The sequence below is a fragment of the Pseudomonas sp. lyk4-TYG-107 genome (assembly GCF_030209055.1).
Taxonomy (GTDB): domain Bacteria; phylum Pseudomonadota; class Gammaproteobacteria; order Pseudomonadales; family Pseudomonadaceae; genus Aquipseudomonas; species Aquipseudomonas putida_A.
In genome coordinates this window covers 72,202-96,730 of record NZ_JARVST010000028.1, presented here as the reverse complement: position 1 = coordinate 96,730, position 24,529 = coordinate 72,202, and the positions used below count along the sequence as shown (strand labels likewise).

Genomic DNA, 24,529 nt, shown 5'->3' with positions numbered 1-24,529 from the left:
TATTGTGTTCAGCCTTTGATTGCGCGCCAGATTTTGCCGACCACCGAAACCACCGCCAGCACTGCCGCGCCCGCGATGATCCCCGCCACGCCATTGAGCAGCACAGGGACTGCGAACCCGGCGCTACCGGCCGCCACACCGACACTTTCAATCCAGTGATGCACCACGGGAATGCCGTGGGTGAGGATGCCGCCACCGACGAGGAACATTGCCGCCGTGCCGATCACCGACAGGCCTTTCATCATGTACGGGGCGGCGCGCAGGATTGCATTGCCGATGTTTTTTGCTGCCGTACCCGATTTCTGGGTCAGCCACAGGCCCAGATCGTCGAGTTTGACGATGCCGGCCACCAGGCCATAAACACCGACGGTCATGACGATAGCGATGCCGGACATGACGATCACTTGCTGGCTCAGCGATGCGTCGGCCACGGTACCAAGGGTAATGGCGATGATTTCCGCCGAGAGGATGAAGTCAGTGCGGATCGCGCCTTTGATCTTGTCCTTCTCGTAAGCCACCAGATCGGTGGTCGGCTCGGCCACCGCCGCGCTCAATTGCGCGTGGTCGGCATCAACTTCGGCCTTGCTGTGCAGGAACTTGTGCGCGAGTTTCTCGAAACCTTCGAAACACAGGTACGCGCCACCGACCATCAGCAGCGGCGTCACCAGCCACGGCACGAATGCACTGATCGCCAGCGCCGAGGGCACCAGAATCAGCTTGTTGAGGAACGAGCCCTTGGCGACCGCCCAGACCACAGGAATTTCCCGCTCGGCGCGCACCCCGGAGACTTGCTGGGCATTGAGCGCCAGATCGTCGCCGAGTACGCCGGCGGTCTTCTTCGCGGCCATTTTGCTCATCAACGCCACATCATCCAGAACGGTGGCAATATCGTCGATCAGCACCAGCAAACTGCTTCCTGCCATGAATCTTGTTTCCTTATGTGAATAATGTCGCGCAGCATACCGCGACTGCAGGCCACACGGGGCATTCTTGAGCCGTGCGCGAGGCCGGTGCTACCATGCGCAACCGCCAGAACAGGCAAGGAACCACCGGGTTTATGAGCACAATCCGCGAGCGCAACAAAGAACTGATCCTGCGTGCCGCCAGTGAGGAATTTGCCGACAAGGGCTTCGCTGCGACCAAAACCAGCGACATCGCCGCCAAGGCAGGATTGCCCAAGCCCAACGTCTACTACTACTTCAAATCCAAGGAAAACCTCTACCGCGAGGTCCTGGAAAGCATCATCGTGCCGATCCTGCAGGCTTCGACCCCGTTCAACCCGGACGGCGTACCGAGCGAAGTGCTCAGCGGCTACATCCGCTCGAAGATCCGCATCTCCCGCGACCTGCCCTTCGCCTCCAAGGTGTTCGCCAGCGAAATCATGCACGGCGCTCCGCACCTGAGCGCCGACTTGGTCGAGCAGCTCAACAGCCAGGCCAAGCACAACATCGACTGCATCCAGAGCTGGATCGACCGCGGCCAGATCGCCCCGATCGACCCCAATCACCTGATGTTCAGCATCTGGGCCGCGACCCAGACCTACGCCGATTTCGACTGGCAGATCTCTGCGGTCACCGGCAAGGACAAGCTCGACGAGGCGGATTACGAGGCGGCGGCGCAGACGATTATTCGGCTGGTGTTGAAAGGGTGTGAGCCGGATCAGTGAGACCGCGCTGCCCTTATCGCTGGCAAGCCAGCTCCCACAGGTGTTTGTGTTGAACACAATTTTTGCGAACGACGCAAATCCCCGTGGGAGCTGGCTTGCCAGCGATAGGGGCAACTCGATTCAGAAGTGTTAAAGCCAAACTGCATCCCACAGCGGATAGTCGCCAAGTTTCTCCACCAGTCCAGCCCGTAACGGGTTGGCCACTACATACCGGGCCATTTTTACCAAGTCATCTTCCATTCGAAGCGCCCGGTCGTGATAGCCCTGTTGCCATAGCGGGCCGCTCCTGCCGGTGCAATGGTTCACCTCTCGAGTAGCCAGGGACTTGGTCTCGCGCATCAGTCTGCGCAAAGAACAGTTTTCCAGCTCAACAAGCCAATGAAAATGGTCCGGCATGACCACCCACGCCAGTGACTTTGCCAATCCAAACTCTTGTGCCCGCCGAAATTGATGAACCACCAATCTGCCCAAAGCGAAGTCAGCAAAGATCGGCTCGCGATCAAGCGTGTTGGTTGTCAGTAGATAGATTCGATTGGCTTCGGCGTAGCGGCCAGTTCGCAGACGATGTGAAGCTGGAAGATCAGGCAATCCATTGCCCCTTCATGATGAGTTCATCAGAAGGCTAGACCTCAATGATCTGTTTGATTGGTTTGGTCTTTTTTCTTGATGTGTCAGACAGGGCGCCATCGCTGGCAAGCCAGCTCCCACAGTGGCTTGTTTCGTTCACAAATCGTTGCTAAACACAAAACCTTGTGGGAGCTGGCTTGCCAGCGATGACTTTTGATCAGACGCTACAAAATCAAGCAGCCACCCCCGCATCCGCCCTCAAATCCAGAGCCTCCACCGCTTTGATCGCCACCTGCTCATCAATATCCGACAGATCGCCGCTAATCCCGATCGCCCCCAGCACATTCCCCGCCTGATCACGGATCAACACCCCGCCCGGGGCCGGGACCACGCTGCCCTGGCCCATGCTGTTGAGTGCGGCGATGAAGGCCGGGCGTTGTTGGGCGTCCAGCGCCAGCAGGCGTGAGCCCTTGCCCAGAGCGATAGCGCCCCAGGCTTTGCCGATGGCGATGTTCGGGCGCAGCAGGCTGGCGCCGTCTTCGCGTTGCAGGGTGATCAGGTGGCCGCCGGTATCGAGTACCGCGATGGTCAGCGGCGCGGCGTTGATCCCGCGCCCGGTGCTGATGGCTTCGTTGACCAGGTTGACTGCGACTTTCAAGGTTAAAGCGCTCATGGTGCCGTCCTCATTTTGTTATTGGGAAAGTCGTGGGGCTGCGCTTAAGTGCCGCAGCCCGATGCCACAAATAGAACACAATGAATTATTTTTTTGTATACAATAATTATCGAAAAGCGCCACATGCGACGAAAAGCCACAGCAGAACCGGGCTTACGACGAATGAAACAGGCGCTTGAGAAAATGGATTGACCTGCGCCGTCCGCCGTGAATACACTCTGCGCAAAGCCACTTGTATACAATTACAAAACGTAAAGAGGCACAAAACCATGAGCAAAATGAGAGCAATCGAAGCCGCCGTTCTGGTGATGCGCCGTGAAGGGGTTGATACCGCTTTTGGCATTCCGGGTGCTGCGATCAACCCGCTGTACTCCGCCCTGCAGAAAGTCGGTGGCATCGATCACGTCCTCGCTCGTCACGTCGAAGGCGCGTCACACATGGCCGAGGGTTACACCCGCACCAAGGCCGGCAACATCGGCGTGTGCATCGGTACGTCCGGCCCTGCCGGTACCGACATGGTCACCGGGCTCTACAGCGCCTCGGCCGACTCGATCCCTATCCTCTGCATCACCGGCCAGGCACCCCGCGCCCGTATGCACAAGGAAGACTTTCAGGCAGTCGACATCACCAGCATCGTCAAGCCCGTCACCAAGTGGGCGACCACCGTTCTGGAGCCGGGCCAGGTGCCCTACGCGTTCCAGAAAGCCTTCTACGAAATGCGCTCCGGTCGTCCAGGCCCGGTGCTGATCGACCTGCCGTTCGACGTGCAGATGGCTGAAATCGAATTCGACATCGACGCCTACCAGCCGCTGCCGCTGGCCAAGCCAACTGCGACCCGCGTTCAGGTCGAGAAGGCTTTGGCCCTGCTTGATCAGGCCGAGCGCCCATTGCTGGTGGCCGGCGGCGGCATCATCAACGCCGACGCCAGCGATCTGCTGGTGGAGTTCGCTGAACTGACCGGTATTCCGGTGATCCCGACCCTGATGGGCTGGGGCACCATCCCGGACGATCACCCGCTGATGGTCGGCATGGTCGGCCTGCAGACTTCGCACCGTTATGGCAACGCGACGCTGCTGAAATCCGACGTGGTACTGGGTATCGGTAACCGTTGGGCCAACCGCCACACCGGTTCGGTGGATGTCTACACCGAAGGCCGCAAGTTCATTCACGTTGACATCGAAGGCACGCAGATCGGCCGCGTGTTCACTCCGGATCTGGGCATCGTCTCCGACGCCGCTGCCGCGCTGACCGTGTTCATCGAAGTCGCCCGTGAATGGCAAGCCGCCGGCAAGCTGAAAAACCGTAGCGCCTGGCTGCAGGATTGCCAGCAGCGCAAGGCCAGCCTGCACCGCAAGACTCACTTCGACAACGTGCCGGTCAAGCCGCAGCGCGTATACGAAGAGATGAACCAGGTGTTCGGCAAAGACACCTGCTACGTCAGCACCATTGGTCTGTCGCAGATTGCCGGCGCGCAGTTCCTGCACGTCTACAAGCCGCGTCACTGGATCAACTGCGGTCAGGCCGGCCCGTTGGGCTGGACCATTCCGGCAGCGCTGGGCGTGGTCAAGGCCGATCCGAGCCGGAAAGTCGTGGCCCTGTCGGGGGACTATGACTTCCAGTTCATGATCGAGGAGCTGGCGGTCGGCGCTCAGTTCAAACTGCCTTACATCCACGTCGTGGTGAACAACTCGTACCTGGGGCTGATCCGTCAGGCCCAGCGCGGGTTCGAAATGGACTACTGCGTGCAGCTGTCCTTCGATAACCTGAACGCGCCGGAACTCAACGGTTACGGTGTCGACCACATCGCAGTCGCCGAAGGCCTCGGCTGTAAAGCCCTGCGGGTGTTCGAACCGTCGGAAATCGCCCCTGCCCTGCGCAAGGCCGAACAGATGATCGAAGAGTTCAAGGTACCGGTGATTGTCGAGATCATCCTGGAGCGTGTGACCAACATCTCCATGGGGACCGAGATCAACGCCGTCAACGAATTCGAAGACCTGGCGCTGGTCGGCAACGACGCGCCAACGGCGATTTCGTTGCTCGACTGAACGTAACTGGCTCCCTCTCCCTCCGGGAGAGGGCTGGGGTGAGGGAGCGATTTTGTGTCGTTCGGGGAATTTGGGGCCAACCCTGATTCCCCCCTCACCCTAACCCTCTCCCCCTGGAGAGGGGACTGATTGGGTTTAGTCTGACCACCCGCGTCAAAACCGTTTTAGGAGACCACCATGCCGCGTTTCGCAGCCAACCTGTCCATGCTGTTCACCGAACAGGATTTCCTTGCCCGTTTCGACGCCGCCGCCAAGGCCGGTTTCAGTGGCGTGGAATACCTGTTCCCGTACGACTTCAGCTCCGCCGAAATCAAGGCCAGGCTCGATGCCAACGGTCTGACCCAAGTGCTGTTCAACCTGCCGGCCGGTGACTGGGCCAAGGGCGAGCGCGGTATCGCGTGTCTGCCGGATCGCGTTGAAGAGTTCCGCGCCGGGGTCGATCTGGCGATTGCCTACGCGCAAGTGCTGGGCAACACCCAGGTCAACTGCCTGGCCGGTATCCGTCCGCAAGGCGTGGACGATGCCACCGTGGAAAAAACCTTCGTCGCCAACCTCAAATATGCAGCCGACAAGCTGCAGGCGGCGGGTATCAAACTGGTGATGGAAGCGATCAACACCCGCGACATCCCGGGCTTCTACCTGAACAACACGGCGCAAGCCCTGTCGATTCGCGAGCAGGTCGGCAGCGCCAATCTGTTCCTGCAATACGACATCTATCACATGCAAATCATGGAAGGCGATCTGGCCCGCACCCTGCAATCGCACCTGGGCGAGATCAACCACGTGCAGCTCGCGGACAACCCGGGGCGCAACGAGCCGGGCACCGGTGAGATCAACTACCGCTTCCTGTTCGAACACCTGGATCGCATTGGTTATCAGGGTTGGGTGGGCTGTGAATACAAGCCGCTGACCACCACTGAAGCAGGCCTCGGCTGGCTGAAAACCCACAACGCCATTTAAGAACACTGCAAAACCCTTGTGGGAGCGGGCTTGCTCGCGAATGCGGTGGTTCAGTCAACACGGATATTGAATGTTCCACCGCATTCGCGAGCAAGCCCGCTCCCACCCAAAGCAACACCCCCTATTTCGCTTGAGCAAGACAAAAACAAGAGGATTTTCTCATGGCTAAAATCGGATTTATCGGCACCGGCATCATGGGCCACCCAATGGCTTCGAACCTGCAGAAAGCCGGTCACAGCCTGTTCCTGTCGGCGCACCACGACGCCGCTCCAGCCGATCTGGTCGCCGCTGGCGCCGTCGCTCTGGCCAACCCGCGCGAAGTGGCGCAGGAAGCTGAATTCATCATCGTCATGGTGCCGGACACCCCGCAGGTCGACGACGTGCTGTTCCGCGCCGACGGCGTCGCTGCCGGCATCGGCAAAGGCAAAGTGGTGATCGACATGAGCTCGATCTCGCCGACCGCCACCAAAGCCTTCGCCAAGAAGATCAACGAGAAAGGCGCGCAATACCTCGACGCGCCAGTGTCCGGTGGGGAAGTCGGCGCCAAGGCTGCGACCCTGAGCATCATGGTCGGTGGCGATGCCGATGCCTTCGAACGCGCCTTGCCGCTGTTCCAGGCCATGGGCAAGAACATCACCCTGGTCGGTGGCAATGGCGACGGTCAGACCGCCAAAGTGGCGAACCAGATCATCGTCGCGCTGAACATTCAGGCCGTGGCTGAAGCCCTGCTGTTCGCTTCGAAAAACGGTGCTGATCCGGCCAAGGTGCGTGAAGCGCTGATGGGCGGTTTCGCTTCGTCGAAGATCCTCGAAGTGCACGGCGAGCGCATGATCAAAGGCACCTTCGATCCGGGCTTCCGTATCAGCCTGCACCAGAAGGACCTGAACCTGGCCCTGCAAGGCGCCAAGGAGCTGAACATCAACCTGCCGAACACCGCCAACGCCCAGCAAGTGTTCAGCACCTGCGCGGCGATCGGTGGCAGCAACTGGGACCATTCGGCGCTGATCAAGGGTCTGGAACACATGGCCAACTTCTCGATTCGCGACAAAAAATAAAGCCTGCACAAAACCCTGTGGGAGCGAGCCTGCTCGCGAAAACGGTTGCACATTCAACATCGATGTTGGCTGACACACCGCCTTCGCGAGCAGGCTCGCTCCCACAAGGGGTCCGAGTTGCCCTTTCGAATAACAAGAATTCCGGGAGCCCGCCATGTCGGTCGATCCGCAACAACTGCTGCGCGAGCTGTTTGCCACAGCCATCGACGCGGCCCATCCGAACCAAGTCCTCGAAGCCCATCTGCCTGCCGATCGCACGGGTCGGGTGATCGTCATCGGCGCTGGCAAGGCCGCAGCCGCCATGGCCCAGGTGGTCGAGCGCTGCTGGCAGGGTGAAGTATCCGGTCTGGTGGTGACCCGTTACGGTCACGGCGCTCCATGCGAAAAAATCGAAGTGGTCGAAGCCGCGCATCCGGTACCGGACGCTGCCGGCCTGGCCGTGGCCAAACGCGTGCTGGAACTGGTCAGCAATCTGACTGAAGACGACCGCGTGATCTTCCTGCTCTCCGGCGGCGGTTCTGCCCTGCTCGCGCTGCCAGCCGAAGGCATCACCCTGGCCGACAAGCAGTCGATCAACAAAGCCCTGCTTAAATCCGGCGCGACCATCGGCGAGATGAACTGCGTGCGCAAGCACCTCTCGGCGATCAAGGGCGGCCGCCTCGGCAAGGCTTGCTGGCCTGCCACCGTCTACACCTACGCAATTTCCGATGTACCGGGCGACCTCGCCACGGTCATCGCCTCCGGCCCGACCGTGGCCGACCCGAGCACTTCGGCCGAAGCGCTGGCGATCCTCAAACGCTACGGCATTGAAGTCCCGGCGTCGGTGCGCAACTGGCTACAAAGCCCGGAATCGGAAACGGTCAAACCCGGTGATCCGAGCCTCGCTCGCAGCCATTTCCAGTTGATCGCCCGCCCGCAGCAATCGCTGGATGCAGCGGCGGTGAAATGCCGTCAGGCCGGTTTCAGCACATTGATCCTTGGCGACCTGGAAGGTGAGTCACGTGAAGTGGCGAAGGTCCACGCCGGCATCGCTCGGCAGATCATCAACCATGGTCAGCCGTTGGCGGCGCCGTGCGTGATTCTTTCCGGCGGCGAAACCACGGTCACCGTGCGCGGCAATGGTCGCGGCGGGCGCAACGCCGAATTCCTCCTCAGCCTCACCGACAGCCTCAAGGGCCAGCCCGGCGTTTACGCGCTGGCCGGTGACACCGACGGCATCGACGGTTCAGAAGACAACGCCGGCGCGATCATGACCCCGGACAGCTACGCCCGCGCCGCCGCCCTCGGTTTGAGCGCCAGCGACGAGCTGGATAACAACAACGGTTACGGCTACTTCGAGGCGCTCGATGCGCTGATCGTCACCGAGCCGACCCGCACCAACGTCAACGACTTCCGCGCCATCCTGATCCTTGAGAACTGCAAATCATGACGCCTGATAAAAAGGTCAAAATCCTCGCCACCCTCGGGCCTGCCGTCGATGGCATCGAAGACATCCGTGAACTGGTCGAGGCCGGGGTCAACATCTTCCGCCTGAACTTCAGCCACGGCGATCACGCCGACCACGCCAAGCGCTATCAGTGGATCCGCGAAGTCGAGCGCCAGCTCAACTATCCGCTGGGGATCCTGATGGATTTGCAGGGGCCGAAACTGCGCGTCGGCAAGTTCGCCGACGGCAAGGTGCAACTGCATCGCGGTCAGGCGTTCCGCCTCGATCTGGACGCCACACCCGGCGATGAACGCCGGGTGAATCTGCCGCATCCGGAGATCATTGCCGCGCTGGAAGCCGGCATGGATCTGCTGCTGGATGACGGCAAACTGCGCCTGCGCGTGGTCAGCAAATACTCCGACGCGATCGACACCACCGTGCTCAACGGTGGCGAACTGTCGGACCGCAAAGGCGTGAACGTGCCGCAGGCGGTGCTCGATTTGAGCCCGCTGACCGCCAAGGATCGCCGCGACCTGAGCTTCGGTCTGGAGCTGGGCGTGGACTGGGTGGCGCTGTCGTTCGTGCAACGTCCGCAAGACATTCTCGAGGCCCGCGAACTGATCGGCGACAAGGCGTTCCTGATGGCGAAAATCGAGAAGCCGTCAGCAGTTGAACAACTGCGCGAAATCGCCGAACTGAGCGACGCGATCATGGTGGCGCGCGGTGACCTCGGTGTCGAAGTGCCGGCGGAAAGCGTGCCGCAGATCCAGAAGAACATCATCAGCACCTGCCGCGAACTCGGCAAACCGGTGGTGGTGGCGACGCAGATGCTCGAATCGATGCGCTTCTCCCCGGCACCGACCCGTGCTGAAGTCACTGACGTGGCCAACGCTGTGGCTGAAGGCGCGGACGCAGTGATGCTTTCGGCGGAAACCGCATCCGGTGAATACCCGCTGGAAGCGGTGCAGATGATGAGCAAGATCATTCGCCAAGTGGAAAACGGTCCGGACTATCAGACTCAACTCGACGTCAGCCGACCGAAAGCCGAGGCAACGGTGTCCGATGCCATCAGCTGCGCGATCCGCCGCATCAGCAATGTGCTGCCGGTGGCAGTGCTGGTCAACTACAGTGAATCGGGCGCTTCGACGTTGCGTGCAGCGCGGGAGCGGCCGAAAGCGCCGATCCTCAACCTGACGCCGAACCTGCAAACGGCACGACGTTTGAGTGTGGCGTGGGGTATTCATTCGGTGGTCAACGATCGCCTGCGTCAGGTCGATGAAGTGTGTTCGACCGCGCTGGAAATCGCTCAGGCGCAAGGCATGGCCGAGCGTGGCGATACGCTGCTGATCACTGCGGGGGTGCCGTTCGGGCAGCCTGGTTCGACTAACTCGCTACGGATTGAAACATTGATTTAGCGCCTGTACCGGCCTCTTCGCGAGCAGGCTCGCTCCCACAGTTGATTTGTGTGCATCACAAACTCAATGACTGAACAAAGATTCAATGTGGGAGCCAGCCTGCTGGCGAAGAAGGCAACTCGGTTTCACTGACTTTCAGAACTGCCCATGCCTGCCAATCATTTCAACACCCACTGCCCCGACTGGGCCGAGGCTTTGCTCAACGGTTTCAGTCAGATATTCCTCCAGCGCCACCCGCTATGCGGCCTGTTGTGCCTGCTGGCGATCCTGCTCACTGCGCCGGTGCTGTTTGCCGGCGCGCTGCTCGGGGCGGTCGCTGGATTGCTCACTGCACAGCGACGTAACTATGCCAAGGCTGATCGTCAGGCCGGTTTGTTCAGCTACAACGGCGTGCTGCTCGGCTTGTTGCTGAGTCTGTATTTCCCCTGGTCACCGCTGCTGCCGCCGCTGATTCTGGCGGCTGGCGGCGTCAGTGCGATGCTCACTCAGCAATGGCTCAAACACGTTTACCGCAGTCGATCGATACCGGCCTACACCTCGCCATTCGTGGCCATCGGCTGGATCCTGCTGCTGTTCGCCGAGCCGTCCGCGCCGACAGCGCACATCGAGATGAACACGCTGAATTTGCTCGCCGCTGAGTTGCGTGGACTGGGTCAGGTGATGTTCCTTGATCATCCACTGGCCGGCGCATTGATCGCCATTGGCTTGTTGATCGCTGATCGCCGCGCCTTTTGCTGGGCATTATTCGCGTCAGCCATCGGCCTTGCGTCCAGTCTGCTGCACCACGAAACCGGCGCGGCATTGCTGGGACTGGGCAGTTACAACGCGGTACTCGCCGCCCTCGCCTTCAGTGCGCAGCGCCAACAACCTTGGCTGCCGCTGCTGGGCATCGTCCTTGCGCTGCTGGTCACCCCGCTGTTCGCCGCCCTTGGTCTGGCAACACTGACCGCACCGTTCATCCTCGCCGGCTGGCTGATCCGCGCCGGGATCCAGATGCTTGGCAAAGCGGCCGTCGACGCCACGCCTTGCGCACAGGGGGACAATCAACCTAGGCTGCGCTGATCTTCAATTCAGGCGTTATCCATGGACAGCAGCAACAGTTGGCGCGAACGGCTTTACGTGATGATTTTCCAGAGCGACACCCTCGCCGGGCGGCGCTTCGACGGCACCTTGCTGTTGATCATCCTCGCCAGCCTGGTGGTGGTGATGCTCGACAGCATCGACAGCATTCACCAGAACTACGCCGATGTGCTGGCCTACATCGAGTGGGGCTTCACCGTCATTTTTCTCGGTGAATACATCCTGCGCCTGTATTGCTCACCGAAACCGTTGCGCTACGCCTTCAGTTTCTACGGACTGGTGGACCTGCTGGCGATCGTGCCGGGGATCCTCGCGCTGTATTACAGCGATGCGCAGTACCTGCTGATCATCCGCATCATTCGGATGCTGCGGATTTTCCGCGTGCTCAAGCTCAGCCCGTACCTCAAGCAAGCCAACTACCTGATGTCGGCGCTGCGTGGCAGCAAGCAGAAGATCGTGGTGTTTCTGGTCAGCGTCTGCACCCTAGTGACGGTGTTCGGCACCCTGATGTACGTGATCGAAGGCCCGGAACATGGCTTCACCAGCATCCCCAAAGGCATCTATTGGGCTATTGTGACGTTGACCACCGTCGGCTTCGGCGACATCGTGCCGAAGACCCCGCTGGGCCAGGTGATTTCGTCGCTGGTGATGATCACCGGTTACTCGATCATCGCCGTGCCCACCGGGATTTTCACTGCAGAACTGGCCAACGCCATGCGCGGCGAACAGCTGCAACATGACTGCCCGATTTGCAAGAAAAACAGCCATGAACAGAACGCAGCGTTTTGCTCGCGGTGCGGCAGTCAGCTGTTTAAGAAAGTGGAATAAGCACAGAGCTTTTTAATCTTTAAACGACTATGCCAGCCCGGCTATAGTCGCTGGCAAAACGGTATCACCCCCGACCGTTATCACCGACACAACAAGGAATGCGCAGTGAAAAAACTCTTTGGCGCCTCACTTCTCGCCGCCGGTCTTGCCTTTGGCAGCGTGGCTCAAGCCGCACCGACCCTGCTCAACGTCTCCTATGACGTGATGCGCGATTTCTACAAGGATTACAACACTGCGTTCCAGAAACACTGGCAGGCCGAGCACAACGAAAACATCACCGTGCAAATGTCCTTCGGCGGTTCGAGCAAGCAGGCGCGTTCGGTGATCGACGGCCTGCCGGCTGACGTCATCACCATGAACATGGCGACCGACATCAACGCCCTCGCCGACAACGGCAAACTGGTGCCGGAAAACTGGGTCAGCCGCCTGCCGAACAACAGCGCACCGTTCACCTCGGCCACCGTGTTCATCGTCCGCAAAGGCAACCCGAAAGCCCTGAAAGACTGGCCGGACCTGCTCAAGGACGGCGTGCAAGTGATCGTGCCGAACCCGAAAACTTCGGGCAACGGCCGCTACACCTACCTCTCGGCCTGGGGCTATGTGCTGAAAAACGGCGGTGACGAGAACAAGGCCAAGGAGTTCGTCGGCAAACTGTTCAAACAAGCGCCGGTGCTGGACACCGGTGGCCGCGCCGCGACCACCACGTTCATGACCAACCAGATCGGCGACGTGCTGGTCACCTTCGAGAACGAAGCCGAGATGATCGCTCGCGAGTTCGGTCGCGATCAGTTCGAGGTGATCTACCCAAGCGTCTCCGCCGAGGCCGAACCACCGGTGTCGGTGGTCGACAAAGTGGTCGACAAAAAAGGCACCCGCGCCGCCGCCGATGAATACCTGAAATATCTGTGGTCGCCGGAAGGTCAGGAAATCGCCGCCGCCAACTACCTGCGTCCACGGGACCCGGCAGTGCTGGCGAAGTACACCGACCGTTTCCCGAAAGTCGACTTCCTGTCGGTTGAAAAGACCTTCGGTGACTGGCGTTCGGTGCAGAAGACCCACTTCAATGATGGCGGGATCTTTGATCAGATCTACAGCCAGTAAGATTTGGCGGACATGAAAAAGGCGACCCTCAGTGGTCGCCTTTTTTCATGGCAGTTTTGCCCTCACCCCAGCCCTCTCCCGGAGGGAGAGGGGGCCGACCGAGGTGTCTGGCGAGTTACATCGACCTGAAAGACCTTATAGATTATGGATTCGGCAACCAAGTTTCAGGTCGGCATATTGCTTCAGCATCCCCCAAACAGTCCCCTCTCCCTCCGGGAGAGGGTTAGGGTGAGGGGCTTTTACATAGGCGGCGTGACGCCATCCTTGCCGGCGGAAATCGATTGCGCCGTTAATGTGCCATCGGCGTCCTGGGTGACGAAGCTGACAATTTTCACCCCCACCTTCAGCAAACTCCGATCCCCCGGCGTCAGATTGACGATCGGCACATCCTCCGGCACCAGAATTTTCTGCTGCCCGCCCTTGTAGTTGACGGTCAGCACCCGGCCATTGCTGACCACCAGATCACCGACGCTGCCATTGGTCATGCTGCTGCCCTTGGCCAGATCAAACGGCCGATGACCGTCACCGCTGCCGGCCAGTTCCGGCGGGAATACGTGCACTTCCATTGCCTTGAGGGTGCCATCTTCCTGCGGCATGGCGGCCGAGCCAATGTAGCTGCCGGGTTTGATGTCTTCGATATTCGCCAGCGTGACGGCACGCACCTTGGTGTCCGCAGTCAACCGGATCACCACGTTCTCGCCGCTGTTGACGTGGACTTTCAGCGAATCGGCGCTGACCCCGGTGATCTCACCGCGCACGCCGAGACGCATACCCGGGGCATCGGCGGCCTGCGCCGCAGTGGCACTGAGCAGGCCAATCAAGGCAATCGTGGTGGTGTGACGCAGCAGCTGGCGCAACATGGCAATCCTCCGTTGATGAACAGTAAAAGCGCAGCGGTAAACATAAGCACGCTATCGAAGAAGATGTAAGTGAATGTATCATCGACCCTCCCCGGCCGGACGCAAGGTTCGCCGATGGACGACACCCTGTTGGAAGCCAATCATTCCGCAACGGAATAACTGATATCGATACAAGGCTTCTACCGCCGCTTCGGTACGTCCCTTAGCCTCACCGCATTCCCTTTCGCTGGATCGAGAAACCTTATGAACGCCACAACTCACGCAATGACCCGAGGCATGGTGCTGCTGTTCGCCTTCTGCTGCGGCGCGATCGTCGCCAACATTTACTACGCGCAGCCGATCATCGGCCTGATCGCGCCGGACATCGGTCTCTCCGACACCATGGCCAGCTTCATCGTTTCGCTGACGCAGATCGGCTATGCGCTGGGCCTGTTCTTCCTGGTGCCGCTGGGCGACCTGCTGGAAAACCGCCGGCTGATGATCATCACCACCGTGGTGGCGATTGCCAGCCTGCTCGGTGCAGCGTTCACCAGCCAGCCGAATGTGTTTTTGCTGATCTCGTTGCTGGTGGGCTTCAGTTCGGTGTCGGTGCAGATCCTGATTCCGCTGGCCGCGCATCTGGCGCCGGAAGAATCCCGTGGCCGGGTGGTCGGCGGGATCATGGGCGGCCTGCTGTTGGGCATTCTGCTGGCGCGGCCGGTGTCGAGTGTCGTCGCTGACCATTTCGGCTGGCGCGCGATGTTCATGATTGCCGCGGCGTTGATGGCCGCGATCAGCGTGGTGCTGGCGTTGACCGTGCCCAAGCGTCAACCGGATCACAGCGCTTCCTACGGCCAGTTGCTCGGCTCGCTGTGGACGCTGCTGCGCCAGCAACCGGTGCTGCGTCAGCGCGCGTTTTATCAGGGCTGCATGTTCGCCACCTTCAGCCTGTTCTGGACAGCGGTGCCACTGGAACTGGCGCGCAACCACGGTCTGTCGCAAAGCGAGATTGCGATCTTCGCGCTGGTCGGTGCCATCGGTGCCATCGCCGCGCCGATCAGCGGACGCCTGGCTGACGCCGGCCACACCCGCATCGCTTCGCTGCTGGCCATGCTGTTCGCCAGCCTGAGCTTCCTGCCGGCCTTCATTCACCCGGCCTACAGCGTCATCGGCCTGGCGGTGACCGGCGTGGTACTGGACTTCTGCGTGCAGATGAACATGGTTCTCGGCCAGCGCGCGGTCTACTCGCTGGACGCCAAAAGCCGTGGTCGCCTCAACGCGCTGTACATGACCAGCATCTTCATCGGCGGCGCTTTCGGCTCGTCGGTCGCCAGTGCGGTGTATGAGCATGGCGGCTGGTTGTGGATCGTGATTGTCGGTAGCGCATTCCCGCTGCTGGCGTTGTTGCGGTTCCTGAGTGCGTCGCAGCGTGGTGCTTTGGCAACGGCGTAAGATGTCGAGCAAGCTCGCTCCCACAGGTTGCTCACTGGGCCTGTGAGAGCGATGACGCTTAATACCGAACCAGCTTCTCCATCGCCGCATCTGCCAGAAACGAAGAGCGGCTTTTGACATTGTGTTCACGCACATAGCGATCGATGCGCTGGATCACATAGCCTGGCAACGTCACGTTGACCTTCTCGGTCTTGCCCATGTACGGCGAGATATCCAGCTCGAGCATCCCCCAGCCCATGTCGGCAAACTCCGGATTATTGCGATGGGCCGCTGCCGACGTCGGCATCGGAATCGATTCCCCGTCCGCCGCCATCTCCTGCAACATGAGATGGGCGACTTCAACGGCTGCGTTATAGGCGTCCTCGAAAGTGTCCCCGGCCGTGACGGCGCCGGGAATGTCAGGTATCTGAATACCGATGGCGGTGTTGTCGTCACCCCATTCGATGCAGATCGGATATTGCATTATGGATCTCCCTTGTAGCTGGCTGGCGGGTGGTACAACCCGGCACGCCTCCTGATGCTTTTGACCGTCCCCAGCGGCAAATCCTTTTTAGGGTGAGGAACGGGAATGGTGTACGGGTTGTAACGATGCGTGAAGATGTGATGACTGCCGGTGACTCGATCCAGCGTCCAGCCTGCCTCCTCCAGCTCCTTGATCAATAGCCTGCTTTGCACCTACCGCCTCCTTGCTTCGGCCGAACAAAAGTAACCCTAGAGTTATCTTTACTCAAGCACATAAATCTGCAGGACGACGTTTGGTTGTTTTACCGCATGTGATTGAATGGACGCGGATTACACTCAGCACCCTATTCCCTGTGGGAGCGGGCTTGCTCGCGAAGGCGTTGGATCAGCCAATACATGTGCTGAATGTCAGACCGCTTTCGCGAGCAAGCCCGCTCCCACAAGGGGACTACGACAACTTTCAGATTTGCAGGAAGACTGATGGACCGCCTCGCCGCCATGGAAACCTTCGTGTACGTGGTCGAAACCGGCTCCTTTTCCGCCGCCGCCCGACGCTTGAATATTGGCCAGCCCGCCGTGTCGAAAACCATCGCTCAGCTGGAAAAACGCCTGGCGGTAAGCCTGTTGCTGCGCTCGACTCGCGGCCTGACCCCGACCGAAGCCGGACTCGCGTTTTTCGAACGGGCCAGACGCGCCATCGACGAAGCCAACGAAGCCGATAACGCCGCCCGTGGCAGCGCCAGCGGTTTAAGCGGCAACCTGCGGATCAGCGCTGCGGTGACTTTCGGTCGCCTGCACGTCGTGCCGCAGCTGGGGCCGTTTCTCGAGCAGCACCCGCAATTGAACATCGACCTGATGCTCGATGACCGCAATATCAATCTGGTCGAAGAAGGTATCGACGTCGCCCTGCGCATGGGCCCGCTCAGCGACTCCAGCCTCACCGTGCGTAAAATCGCCGACTGTCGCCGCGTAGTGCTCGGCACCCCGGCCTACTTCGCCCGCCACGGCGAGCCGAGCTGCCCTGCCGATTTGGATAAGCACCAAGGCATCGTCTACAACCTCAGCGGCGGCGCCACCTGGACCTTCACTCAGGGCAGCGAACAACAGACGCAAACCCTCACCGGCCGCCTGCGGGTCAGCGCCGCCGAGGGTTTGCGTGCAGCCGTGCTGGCCGATCAGGGCCTGACCATCGCCTCGCAATGGATGTTCGCCCCGGAGCTGGCAAGCGGCGCGGTCAGGGCGGTGATGAGTGACTGGGTATTGCCGGATCAGGACTTGTGGGCGGTGTTTCCCACGGGGCGGATGGTCAGTGCGAAGGCGCGGGCGTTTGTGGATTATGTGCAAGGGTTGTTGACCAGCGAACTTTGAAAACAGCAGATCAAAAGATCGCAGGCTTCGCCAGCTCCTACAGGGACATCATCAATGCCCGGCAACACACAAAAAAACGGCGATCCAGAGATCGCCGTTTTTCATTACTGCCCGAACTGTTTGCCCAATCCCGGCGGCACGCCGTGGATATCGGTGTCTTCCCACGGGCCGTTGGGGCTGACGGAGCGAGTCCAGCCGTTGTTCCAGCGGAAGTAGGTGCGCTGGCGGTAGAAGGTGTTGGGCTGGTCGTCGAGGACGTAGACGCCGAGCTTCTGGTCCCAGTGGCTGTTGCCGCCCGGTGGTGGGGCGAAGCTGGCTGAGGTGCGTGGGACTGGCTTGGACGGTTTGGCCGGGATGCTTTTGCCCGGTGTCGGCGAGGTCGACGGGGTCGGGCTCGGTTGTGACGGCGGGATCGGCGGCAGGTTGGTGGTCGGTTCCGGTCGGTGCACCGCACATGCGCTCATGCTCAAGGCCAATGTGATGACGGAGATGCGGGCGAGGCTGTGCATGGCGGTGCTTTCCTGTGGGTTCCGGGGTTATTGGTCCGGGCTGTCGATGGTCAGTGTTTGCGGCGCGGTGGTGCTGCTGGCCAGCGGGCCGCTGCGACCTACCCACTCCCCGGCGGTTGGCTGACCGGCGCGAGAGATGCGTGCAACCAGTTGGACTTCAGGAAAGTTCGACAGTTTCAACTGCGGCATCATCGCGTCGGCATCGCCCAGTTCGACAGTGACCGGCAGATCGGCCACGGTCAGACGCTTGGCCGCCAGCGGTGCCGGTGGGCCGGAAACGGCGCGGGCGAAGATGAACACGCTGTCGCCCGGTTGCACCTTGCCTTTGAGTTCGCTGGCCAGATCGACACGCACCTTGAGCAGTGCGGCAACCTTGGCGGCCGGCGCTGCGGCGACCTTGCCGCCACTGGCTTGCAGGCGCTCGGTGGCTCGCTCGATCCCGCCCTGCAAGGCGGTGCGGGAGTTGTCGCCCTCTGGCAACTGCGCCAGCAGCCGGTTCCAATAGTCGATTGCCTGCTGATAACGCTCACCCTCGAACGCGGCGATGCCGAGCAGGCCGAGGCTGGTGACTTCTTTCGGATCGGCTTTCAGCGCTTCATCGGTCAGGGCCTGGATCTTGTCCGACCACTTTTTACCGTCGGCGAAATACTGCGCCTGCGCCCACTGGCCGAGCAGCTCCGGCTGGCGACCGGCCAGGTTGGCGGCGCGTTCGAACATCTTGGCCGCATCTGCCGGACGATCCTGGGCCATGTAGGTGCGCCCGAGGAAGTACAGGCCTTCCGCCGAATCCGGTTGCGCGGCGACGGCACGCTCCAGACGCCGGGTCATCTCTTCCATCGACTGCGGCGCCTGGGCGAATTCGCGGGTCAGTTCGACTTTATCGGCAGCACCGAAATGCAGGTACAGACCCAGGCCCAACACCGGCACCAACACCGCCGCCAGCAGCGGCAACGGCTTGCCCAGTTTCGACACACGCGGTGCGGCAACGCCTTCGGTATCGGCGAGCAGCTCACGCGCAGCTTCCGCGCGCCCGCTGTCCATTTGCGCCACATCGAGTACACCTTCAGCCTGCTGCGCTTGCAACTCGGCCACGCGCTCCTGATACAGCGCCACGTTCAGGGCAGTTCGATCCTCTTCACGCTGGGCGCGACGGCCACGCAAAACCGGGATCAGCAGAAAACTCAGGGCGACCAGAAGCAACAGCCCTGCGGCAAGCCAGAAATCAATCATTCTTGGTTTTTATCCAACAGTTGGTCGAGGCGCTGACGCTCTTCGGTTGACAGCGATGGCGGGGTCTCGGTGCGTTGTGCGCGGCGTCGGCGAACGATCACCGCGATCACCACCAGACCGCCGAACAACAGACCGGCCGGGCCGAACCACAGCAAGGCTGTCTTGGCATTGAGCGCCGGTTTGTAGCGGACGAAATCACCGTAGCGATCGACCATGAAATCGATGATCTGCTGATTGTCCTTGCCCTCGCCGAGCATGCGGAAAATCTCTTTGCGCAGGTCGGCGGCAATCGGCGCGTTGGAGTCGGCGATGTCCTGGTTCTGGCACTTGGGGCAGCGCAGTTCCTTGGTCAGTTCACGAAAGCGCTCGCGATCGCCTTCCTTGGCGAACTCGTAGGTGTCGATCGCGGCATGCGCCACACCGGCCAGACTCAGGCCCAAGACCACGGCAGCGATAAAGCGCTTCATGGCTTGGCCTCATCGACCAGCGCCTGATATTTGGCTGCAAGTTTTTCGCGCCAGACCTGCTCGTCGATCACCCCGACGTACTTGTCACGGATGATGCCCTTGGCGTCGATGAAGAAGGTTTCCGGCGCGCCGTACACGCCGAGGTTGAGGCCCAGCGAACCTTCGTCGTCACGGATATCCAGCAGGTACGGGTTGTGGAATTCGGCCAGCCACTTCAACGCATCGGCGTTGGTGTCCTTGTAGTTGATGCCGTAGATCACCACGCCGCGCTCGGCCAGTTTGTTTAGCACCGGGTGCTCGACCCGGCAGGAAATGCACCAGGTGCCCCAGACGTTGACCAGCGCCGGTTTGCCGAGAATGTCAGCCTTGGTCAGGGTCTTGTCGCCCTGCACATTCGGCAGAGTGAACTCCGGGAAAGGCTTGTTGATCATCGCCGACGGTAGCTCCGCCGGATCGAGGTACAGACCGCGATACAGAAACACCGCCACCAGCAGGAAAATCGCCAGGGGTACCAGCATCAACCAACGTCTCATGCAGCCGCTCCTTGCAGGCCGAGGGCTTCACGCACCCGGGCTTTGACCTTGACTCGATAACGCCGATCCAGCGCCGCCAGCAATCCGCCCAGACCGGTCAGCAAACCGCCGAACCAGATCCAGCGCACGAACGGTTTGACGTGAACCCGTACCGCCCACGCGCCGTTTTCCAGCGGCTCGCCCAGTGCAACATAGAGATCGCGGGTGAAACCGGCATCGATCCCGGCCTCGGTCATCATCGAACTCTGCACGGTGTACAGGCGTTTTTCCGGGTGCAGCACGCTGATTTCCTTGCCGTCGCGGATCACCCGGATGGTGCCCTTGTCGGAGGTGAAGTTCGGCCCTTCGAAGTGCTTGGCACCTTCGAAAACAAACTGATAACCGGCCAGGGACATCGATTCGCCCGGCGCCAGACGCAGATCACGCTCGGCACTGTTCTGACTCGACAGCACAACGCCGAGGGCGCACACGGCGATGCCCAGGTGAGCGATCTGCATGCCCCAGTAGCTGCGGGTCAGGGTTGGCAGGCCTTTGATCAGGCCCTTGTGGCGAGTCTTGTCGAAGATGTCGCGCACACCGGCGAGCAACACCCATGCAGCAAGCAGGAACGTCGCGATCACCGCCCAGTTGAAATCGCCGTAAGCGACACCGGCCACCACGGCCAATGCGACGCTGCCGAGCAGCACCGGGGTCAGCATGTTCGCCAGCCACTTCACCGGGGTGTCCTTCCAGCGCACGATCACGCCGACCGCCATCACCACCATCAGCAACGCCATCAACGGGATGAACAACGCGTTGAAGTACGGTGGGCCAACCGACAGTTTGGCGCCGCTCAAGGCATCGAGAATCAGCGGATACAGGGTGCCGAGCAGAATCATCGACGCCGCCACCACCAGCACCAGGTTGTTGCCCAGCAACAGGGTTTCCCGCGACCACAGGTTGAAGCCGACCTGGCTCTTGACCACTGGCGCGCGCAACGCAAACAGCGTCAGCGAACCGCCGACCACAAACAGCAGGAAGATCAGAATGAACACGCCGCGCTCAGGGTCCGAGGCAAACGCATGTACCGAAGTCAGCACGCCGGAGCGCACGAGGAACGTACCGAGCAGGCTCAACGAAAATGCGGCAATCGCCAGCAACACCGTCCAGCTCTTGAACACACCACGTTTTTCCGTGACTGCCAGCGAGTGAATCAGTGCGGTGCCGACCAGCCATGGCATGAACGAGGCGTTTTCCACCGGGTCCCAGAACCACCAGCCGCCCCAGCCGAGTTCGTAGTACGCCCACCATGAACCGAGGGTGATGCCGATGCCGAGGAAGGCCCAGGCGACAATCGTCCAAGGGCGCGACCAGCGTGCCCACGCGGCGTCGAGACGACCACCGAGCAGTGCGGCAATGGCGAAGGCGAAGGCCACCGAGAACCCGACATAACCCATATAGAGCATCGGTGGATGGACGATCAGGCCGATGTCTTGCAGCAGCGGATTGAGGTCACGCCCATCCGCCGGAATCTGCGGCAGAATCCGCGAGAACGGGTTGGAGGTGAGGATCAGGAACAACAGGAAACCGGTGCTGATCATGCCCATCACCGCCAGCACACGGGCGAGCATGACTTGCGGCAACTGCCGGGAGAATACCGACACGGCGAAGGTCCAGCCACCGAGGATCAACGCCCACAGCAGCAGCGAACCTTCGTGGGCGCCCCACACCGCGCTGAACTTGTAGTACCACGGCAAGGCGCTGTTGGAGTTCATCGCCACATAACCGACCGAGAAATCGTCGGTCATGAACGCGTAGGTCAGGCAACCGAAGGCAAACAGCAGGAACGCAAACTGACCCCACGCCGCCGGCTGGGCCAGGCCCATCCACATACGATCGCCGCGCCACGCACCGAACAGCGGCACCACGGCCTGCACCAGCGCAAAACACAGCGCCAGAATCATCGCCAGATGGCCGAGTTCGGGAATAAACAGTGCAGAAGTCATCGATCAACCCTCCTTCGCTGGGGTCGGTGCCGATTGACCACTGTCTTTCAGCGCTTTGGTCACTTCCGGCGGCATGTACTTCTCGTCGTGCTTGGCCAGCACTTCATCGGCCACCACCACGCCGTCGGCGTTGAGTTTGCCCAATGCGACGATGCCCTGCCCTTCGCGGAACAGATCCGGGAGGATCCCGCGATAGGTGATGGTCACGGCTTTGTTGAAGTCGGTGACAACGAATTTGACGTCCAGTGAGTCCGGCGAACGTTGCAGCGAGCCCTTCTCGACCATGCCGCCGGCGCGGATGCGCGTGTCGTGCGGCGCTTCGCCGTTGGCGATCTGGGTCGGCGTGTAAAACAGGTTGATGTTTTCCTGCAGGGCGCTGAGGGCCAGGCCGACGGCAGCGCCGACCCCGACCAGGATCGCCAGAATGAGGGTCAGACGTTTTTTGCGCAGCGGATTCACTTGCCGTTCTCCCGGCGCAGACGACGCGCCTCTTGTTGCAGATAGCGCTTGCGGGCCGCGATCGGGGCGACCACGTTGAGGATCAGCACCGTCAGACAAATGCCGTAGGCCGACCAGACATACAGGCCATGATGGCCCATGGCGAGGAAGTCGCCGAATGAAGCGAAACTCATCGCGCGGCCTCCAGGCTGTTCTGCACTTCTTCTTTCACCCAACTGGCGCGGGCTTCGCGCTTGAGCACTTCAAGGCGCATGCGCAACAACAGCACGGCGCCGAAGAAGCAGTAGAACCCCAGCACCGTCAGCAACAGCGGCAGCCACATTTCAGCGGGCATCGCCGGTTTTTCCGTGAGGGTGAAGGTCGCGCCCTGGTGCAGGGTGTTCCACCACTCCACCGAGTACTTGATGATCGGGATGTTGATCACCCCGACGATCGCCAGCACGGCGCAGGCCTTGGCGGCGCTGTCACGATTGCTGATGGCATTGCCCAGCGCAATCACGCCGAAATACAGGAACAGCAGAATCAGCATCGACGTCAGCCGCGCATCCCAGACCCACCACGAGCCCCACGTCGGCTTGCCCCAGATCGCCCCGGTGACCAGCGCCACAGCGGTCATCCACGCACCAATCGGTGCCGCACATTGCAGGGCGACGTCGGCCAGTTTCATTTTCCACACCAGCCCGACCACGCCGCACACCGCCAGCATCACGTAGATCGACTGCGCCAGCATTGCCGCCGGCACGTGAATATAGATGATGCGGAAGCTGTTGCCCTGCTGATAATCCGGCGGTGCGAAGGCCAGGCCCCAGACGACGCCAATGCTGATCAGCAGCAACGCGGCAATGCTCAGCCACGGCAGAAACCTGCTGCTGATGCCGTAGAACCACTTGGGCGAGCCGAGCTTGTGAAACCAGGTCCAGTTCATACTGTTTCCATCACGGGTGCCGCTCATCGGTGTGAGCAGTCTCAGGGTCTTTGCTGGTTAAATTTTAACCAGACCTCATTATTCGCCGACGCTGATCTTCAGGCCAGCAGCTATTGCAAAAGGTGTCAGGGTGATCGCCAGGGCGGTCAGGCTACCCAGCCACAGCAGATACCCGGTCGCCGGCATGCCTTGCAAGGCGGCCTGCAAAGCGCCACTGCCCAGGATCAACACCGGGATGTACAACGGCAGAATCAGCAACGCCAGCAACAGGCCGCCGCGTTTCAAACCAACCGTCAGCGCCGCGCCCACCGCACCGAGCAGGCTCAGCACCGGTGTACCCAGCAGCAACGACAACAGCAACACCGGCAGGCAGGCGACCGGCAAACCGAGCATCAACGCCAGCAACGGCGAGAGCAGAACCAGTGCCAGTCCCGAGAACAGCCAGTGTGCCAGCACCTTGGCCAGCACCAGTAGGGGCAGCGGGTGCGGCGAAAGGACCCACTGTTCCAGGGAGCCATCTTCGAAATCACTGCGAAACAGTCCGTCCAGCGAAAGCAGGACCGACAACAACGCGGCCACCCAGACTAACCCCGGGGACAGGTTTTGCAAGACTTGAGTTTCCGGGCCGACGGCCAGCGGGAACAAGGCGATGACGATGGCGAAGAAAATCAGCGGATTGGCCAGTTCCGCCGGGCGACGAAACAGCAAACGGGACTCACGGGCAACCAGCAGGCCGAACACACTCATACTGCCCAGTTCCCCAGATCGATATCGCGATAACCGGCCGGCATCCGGCTCAATGTGTGGTGCGTGGTCAGAACCACCAGACCGCCGCGCTCGCAGTGCCCGGCCAAGTGTTCTTCAAGCTGCGCCACGCCCTGTTTGTCGAGCGCGGTGAACGGCTCGTCGAGAATCCACAGCGGCGGGCTGTCCAGATACAGCCGCGCCAGCGCCACGCGGCGTTGCTGACCGGCGGACAGGGTGTGGCAGGGAACGTCTTCGAATCCGCGCAATCCTACGGCTGCCAACGCCTGCCAGATCGCCTCGCGCCCGGCCGGCCGATGCAGGGCGCAGAGCCAGGACAGGTTCTCTTCCGGGGTCAGCAGGTCCTTGATCCCGGCAGCGTGGCCGATCCACAACAGGTTGCGCGCCAGTTCGCTCGGTTGTGCAGTCAAGGGCTGGCCGTTGAGCAGCACTTGACCGCTGGTCGGCTGCATCAACCCGGACAACAGACGCAGCAGGCTGGTCTTGCCGCTGCCGTTGGGGCCGCTGATCTGCACCATATCGCCACTGGCCAGTCTTAATTCGAGATTTTCGAAGAGCAGCCGCAGGTCTCGCTCGCAGGCAAGGGCAACGGTTTGCAGGACAGGACTGGTCAAGGGATCACGGGCCTTATACGGTTCAAGTCGGCTCTGGCGCGGCCGTTAAAGAGATGCAGGATAAATGCAATGACGGTGCGAAGCAGAGAGCTGGATCAAACAATT

27 protein-coding genes are annotated in these 24,529 nt (G+C 60.9%); 11 read left to right on the top strand and 16 right to left on the bottom strand.

What is annotated here, in order from left to right:
* Positions 1–8: 8 nt before the first annotated feature.
* Positions 9–923 carry a DUF808 domain-containing protein gene (locus tag QRN61_RS23185; RefSeq protein ID WP_027613945.1) on the bottom strand — a complete coding sequence of 305 codons (915 nt, stop codon included), beginning with the start codon at positions 921–923 and terminating at the stop codon, positions 9–11.
* A 134-nt stretch (positions 924–1,057) separates the two neighbouring features.
* Here QRN61_RS23185 and QRN61_RS23180 point away from each other — a divergent pair, with 134 nt between their 5' ends.
* The gene (locus QRN61_RS23180) at positions 1,058–1,666 is read left to right on the top strand and encodes a TetR/AcrR family transcriptional regulator (protein WP_034151540.1); all 609 of its coding nucleotides are present in this window, start codon (positions 1,058–1,060) and stop codon (positions 1,664–1,666) included.
* Positions 1,667–1,795: 129 nt separating this feature from the next.
* On the opposite strand, the gene QRN61_RS23175 is transcribed toward QRN61_RS23180, so the two are convergent.
* On the bottom strand, positions 1,796–2,254 hold the full coding sequence (locus QRN61_RS23175; protein ID WP_115990401.1) for an REP-associated tyrosine transposase: 459 nt from the start codon (positions 2,252–2,254) through the stop codon (positions 1,796–1,798).
* Positions 2,255–2,465: 211 nt separating this feature from the next.
* Positions 2,466–2,906 carry a GlcG/HbpS family heme-binding protein gene (locus tag QRN61_RS23170; RefSeq protein ID WP_027613943.1) on the bottom strand — a complete coding sequence of 147 codons (441 nt, stop codon included), beginning with the start codon at positions 2,904–2,906 and terminating at the stop codon, positions 2,466–2,468.
* Positions 2,907–3,175: 269 nt separating this feature from the next.
* Between QRN61_RS23170 and gcl the strand changes: the two genes are divergently transcribed.
* From gcl to QRN61_RS23130, 8 genes are all read left to right on the top strand, one after another.
* Entirely contained in the window at positions 3,176–4,951 is a 1,776-nt protein-coding gene (gcl, locus tag QRN61_RS23165; RefSeq protein ID WP_096796234.1) for a glyoxylate carboligase, read from the top strand.
* 177 nt (positions 4,952–5,128) lie between these two features.
* A complete protein-coding gene (gene hyi / locus QRN61_RS23160) occupies positions 5,129–5,911 on the top strand; it encodes a hydroxypyruvate isomerase (protein WP_095050211.1) in 783 nt (260 codons plus the stop codon).
* 161 nt (positions 5,912–6,072) lie between these two features.
* On the top strand, positions 6,073–6,966 hold the full coding sequence (locus tag QRN61_RS23155) for a 2-hydroxy-3-oxopropionate reductase (protein WP_003222962.1): 894 nt from the start codon (positions 6,073–6,075) through the stop codon (positions 6,964–6,966).
* Between the two features lie 154 nt (positions 6,967–7,120).
* Positions 7,121–8,395, top strand: coding sequence for a glycerate kinase type-2 family protein (locus QRN61_RS23150; protein ID WP_285375638.1), 1,275 nt, complete (start codon positions 7,121–7,123; stop codon positions 8,393–8,395).
* A complete protein-coding gene (gene pyk, locus QRN61_RS23145; protein ID WP_007961656.1) occupies positions 8,392–9,807 on the top strand; it encodes a pyruvate kinase in 1,416 nt (471 codons plus the stop codon). Before QRN61_RS23150 ends, pyk begins: the two co-directional genes overlap by 4 nt.
* Positions 9,808–9,954: 147 nt before the next feature.
* Entirely contained in the window at positions 9,955–10,869 is a 915-nt protein-coding gene (locus QRN61_RS23140) for an urea transporter (protein ID WP_096796238.1), read from the top strand.
* A gap of 21 nt (positions 10,870–10,890) precedes the next feature.
* A complete protein-coding gene (locus QRN61_RS23135; protein ID WP_096796239.1) occupies positions 10,891–11,715 on the top strand; it encodes an ion transporter in 825 nt (274 codons plus the stop codon).
* 105 nt (positions 11,716–11,820) lie between these two features.
* Positions 11,821–12,816, top strand: coding sequence for a sulfate ABC transporter substrate-binding protein (locus QRN61_RS23130; RefSeq protein ID WP_115990404.1), 996 nt, complete (start codon positions 11,821–11,823; stop codon positions 12,814–12,816).
* A 239-nt stretch (positions 12,817–13,055) separates the two neighbouring features.
* Here the strand turns inward: QRN61_RS23130 and QRN61_RS23125 are convergent, their stop codons facing one another.
* Positions 13,056–13,676, bottom strand: coding sequence for a DUF5666 domain-containing protein (locus QRN61_RS23125; RefSeq protein ID WP_115990405.1), 621 nt, complete (start codon positions 13,674–13,676; stop codon positions 13,056–13,058).
* Positions 13,677–13,919: 243 nt separating this feature from the next.
* Here QRN61_RS23125 and QRN61_RS23120 point away from each other — a divergent pair, with 243 nt between their 5' ends.
* The gene (locus QRN61_RS23120) at positions 13,920–15,107 is read left to right on the top strand and encodes an MFS transporter (RefSeq protein ID WP_096796242.1); all 1,188 of its coding nucleotides are present in this window, start codon (positions 13,920–13,922) and stop codon (positions 15,105–15,107) included.
* Between the two features lie 58 nt (positions 15,108–15,165).
* Here the strand turns inward: QRN61_RS23120 and QRN61_RS23115 are convergent, their stop codons facing one another.
* Entirely contained in the window at positions 15,166–15,570 is a 405-nt protein-coding gene (locus QRN61_RS23115; protein WP_007961664.1) for a type II toxin-antitoxin system HicB family antitoxin, read from the bottom strand.
* Positions 15,570–15,782, bottom strand: coding sequence for a type II toxin-antitoxin system HicA family toxin (locus tag QRN61_RS23110; protein WP_027613935.1), 213 nt, complete (start codon positions 15,780–15,782; stop codon positions 15,570–15,572). Before QRN61_RS23110 ends, QRN61_RS23115 begins: the two co-directional genes overlap by 1 nt.
* A 267-nt stretch (positions 15,783–16,049) precedes the next feature.
* Here QRN61_RS23110 and QRN61_RS23105 point away from each other — a divergent pair, with 267 nt between their 5' ends.
* The gene (locus QRN61_RS23105) at positions 16,050–16,937 is read left to right on the top strand and encodes a LysR family transcriptional regulator (RefSeq protein ID WP_096796243.1); all 888 of its coding nucleotides are present in this window, start codon (positions 16,050–16,052) and stop codon (positions 16,935–16,937) included.
* A gap of 104 nt (positions 16,938–17,041) precedes the next feature.
* Here the strand turns inward: QRN61_RS23105 and QRN61_RS23100 are convergent, their stop codons facing one another.
* The 10 genes from QRN61_RS23100 to ccmA all read right to left on the bottom strand — a co-directional run bounded on the left by QRN61_RS23100 (position 17,042) and on the right by ccmA (position 24,424).
* Positions 17,042–17,446, bottom strand: a complete 405-nt coding sequence (locus tag QRN61_RS23100; RefSeq protein ID WP_134785764.1) for a hypothetical protein — start codon at positions 17,444–17,446, stop codon at positions 17,042–17,044.
* 27 nt (positions 17,447–17,473) lie between these two features.
* Complete coding sequence (gene ccmI / locus QRN61_RS23095; RefSeq protein ID WP_285375631.1) at positions 17,474–18,676, bottom strand: c-type cytochrome biogenesis protein CcmI; 1,203 nt, start codon at positions 18,674–18,676, stop codon at positions 17,474–17,476.
* Positions 18,673–19,143, bottom strand: a complete 471-nt coding sequence (locus QRN61_RS23090; RefSeq protein ID WP_003222948.1) for a cytochrome c-type biogenesis protein — start codon at positions 19,141–19,143, stop codon at positions 18,673–18,675. Before QRN61_RS23090 ends, ccmI begins: the two co-directional genes overlap by 4 nt.
* Positions 19,140–19,676 (bottom strand): DsbE family thiol:disulfide interchange protein, encoded by a 537-nt coding sequence (locus QRN61_RS23085; RefSeq protein ID WP_095139393.1) that lies wholly within the window; start codon positions 19,674–19,676, stop codon positions 19,140–19,142. Before QRN61_RS23085 ends, QRN61_RS23090 begins: the two co-directional genes overlap by 4 nt.
* Positions 19,673–21,661, bottom strand: coding sequence for a heme lyase CcmF/NrfE family subunit (locus QRN61_RS23080; RefSeq protein WP_115990410.1), 1,989 nt, complete (start codon positions 21,659–21,661; stop codon positions 19,673–19,675). Before QRN61_RS23080 ends, QRN61_RS23085 begins: the two co-directional genes overlap by 4 nt.
* A gap of 3 nt (positions 21,662–21,664) precedes the next feature.
* A complete protein-coding gene (gene ccmE / locus QRN61_RS23075) occupies positions 21,665–22,120 on the bottom strand; it encodes a cytochrome c maturation protein CcmE (RefSeq protein WP_041072935.1) in 456 nt (151 codons plus the stop codon).
* Positions 22,117–22,293, bottom strand: coding sequence for a heme exporter protein CcmD (gene ccmD / locus QRN61_RS23070; RefSeq protein WP_115987129.1), 177 nt, complete (start codon positions 22,291–22,293; stop codon positions 22,117–22,119). Before ccmD ends, ccmE begins: the two co-directional genes overlap by 4 nt.
* On the bottom strand, positions 22,290–23,045 hold the full coding sequence (locus tag QRN61_RS23065; protein ID WP_047599963.1) for a heme ABC transporter permease: 756 nt from the start codon (positions 23,043–23,045) through the stop codon (positions 22,290–22,292). The genes ccmD and QRN61_RS23065 overlap by 4 nt, the downstream gene beginning before the upstream one ends.
* Before the next feature lie 78 nt (positions 23,046–23,123).
* Entirely contained in the window at positions 23,124–23,792 is a 669-nt protein-coding gene (gene ccmB / locus QRN61_RS23060) for a heme exporter protein CcmB (RefSeq protein WP_003222942.1), read from the bottom strand.
* The gene (gene ccmA, locus QRN61_RS23055) at positions 23,789–24,424 is read right to left on the bottom strand and encodes a cytochrome c biogenesis heme-transporting ATPase CcmA (protein ID WP_027613927.1); all 636 of its coding nucleotides are present in this window, start codon (positions 24,422–24,424) and stop codon (positions 23,789–23,791) included. Before ccmA ends, ccmB begins: the two co-directional genes overlap by 4 nt.
* Positions 24,425–24,529: the final 105 nt, after the last annotated feature.

Excerpts from the sequence above, each read along its gene's own strand:
- QRN61_RS23115 (WP_007961664.1), bottom strand. The coding sequence starts at position 15,570 with ATGCAATATCCGATCTGCATCGAATGGGGTGACGACAACACCGCCATC.
- QRN61_RS23080 (WP_115990410.1), bottom strand. The coding sequence starts at position 21,661 with ATGACTTCTGCACTGTTTATTCCCGAACTCGGCCATCTGGCGATGATT.
- QRN61_RS23090 (WP_003222948.1), bottom strand. The coding sequence starts at position 19,143 with ATGAAGCGCTTTATCGCTGCCGTGGTCTTGGGCCTGAGTCTGGCCGGT.
- gcl (WP_096796234.1), top strand. The coding sequence starts at position 3,176 with ATGAGCAAAATGAGAGCAATCGAAGCCGCCGTTCTGGTGATGCGCCGT.
- QRN61_RS23100 (WP_134785764.1), bottom strand. The coding sequence starts at position 17,446 with ATGCACAGCCTCGCCCGCATCTCCGTCATCACATTGGCCTTGAGCATG.
- QRN61_RS23085 (WP_095139393.1), bottom strand. The coding sequence starts at position 19,676 with ATGAGACGTTGGTTGATGCTGGTACCCCTGGCGATTTTCCTGCTGGTG.
- QRN61_RS23140 (WP_096796238.1), top strand. The coding sequence starts at position 9,955 with ATGCCTGCCAATCATTTCAACACCCACTGCCCCGACTGGGCCGAGGCT.
- hyi (WP_095050211.1), top strand. The coding sequence starts at position 5,129 with ATGCCGCGTTTCGCAGCCAACCTGTCCATGCTGTTCACCGAACAGGAT.
- QRN61_RS23185 (WP_027613945.1), bottom strand. The coding sequence starts at position 923 with ATGGCAGGAAGCAGTTTGCTGGTGCTGATCGACGATATTGCCACCGTT.
- QRN61_RS23170 (WP_027613943.1), bottom strand. The coding sequence starts at position 2,906 with ATGAGCGCTTTAACCTTGAAAGTCGCAGTCAACCTGGTCAACGAAGCC.
- QRN61_RS23135 (WP_096796239.1), top strand. The coding sequence starts at position 10,891 with ATGGACAGCAGCAACAGTTGGCGCGAACGGCTTTACGTGATGATTTTC.
- ccmD (WP_115987129.1), bottom strand. The coding sequence starts at position 22,293 with ATGAGTTTCGCTTCATTCGGCGACTTCCTCGCCATGGGCCATCATGGC.
- QRN61_RS23150 (WP_285375638.1), top strand. The coding sequence starts at position 7,121 with ATGTCGGTCGATCCGCAACAACTGCTGCGCGAGCTGTTTGCCACAGCC.
- QRN61_RS23180 (WP_034151540.1), top strand. The coding sequence starts at position 1,058 with ATGAGCACAATCCGCGAGCGCAACAAAGAACTGATCCTGCGTGCCGCC.
- QRN61_RS23120 (WP_096796242.1), top strand. The coding sequence starts at position 13,920 with ATGAACGCCACAACTCACGCAATGACCCGAGGCATGGTGCTGCTGTTC.
- QRN61_RS23065 (WP_047599963.1), bottom strand. The coding sequence starts at position 23,045 with ATGAACTGGACCTGGTTTCACAAGCTCGGCTCGCCCAAGTGGTTCTAC.
- pyk (WP_007961656.1), top strand. The coding sequence starts at position 8,392 with ATGACGCCTGATAAAAAGGTCAAAATCCTCGCCACCCTCGGGCCTGCC.
- QRN61_RS23125 (WP_115990405.1), bottom strand. The coding sequence starts at position 13,676 with ATGTTGCGCCAGCTGCTGCGTCACACCACCACGATTGCCTTGATTGGC.
- ccmB (WP_003222942.1), bottom strand. The coding sequence starts at position 23,792 with ATGAGTGTGTTCGGCCTGCTGGTTGCCCGTGAGTCCCGTTTGCTGTTT.
- QRN61_RS23155 (WP_003222962.1), top strand. The coding sequence starts at position 6,073 with ATGGCTAAAATCGGATTTATCGGCACCGGCATCATGGGCCACCCAATG.
- QRN61_RS23105 (WP_096796243.1), top strand. The coding sequence starts at position 16,050 with ATGGACCGCCTCGCCGCCATGGAAACCTTCGTGTACGTGGTCGAAACC.
- ccmI (WP_285375631.1), bottom strand. The coding sequence starts at position 18,676 with ATGATTGATTTCTGGCTTGCCGCAGGGCTGTTGCTTCTGGTCGCCCTG.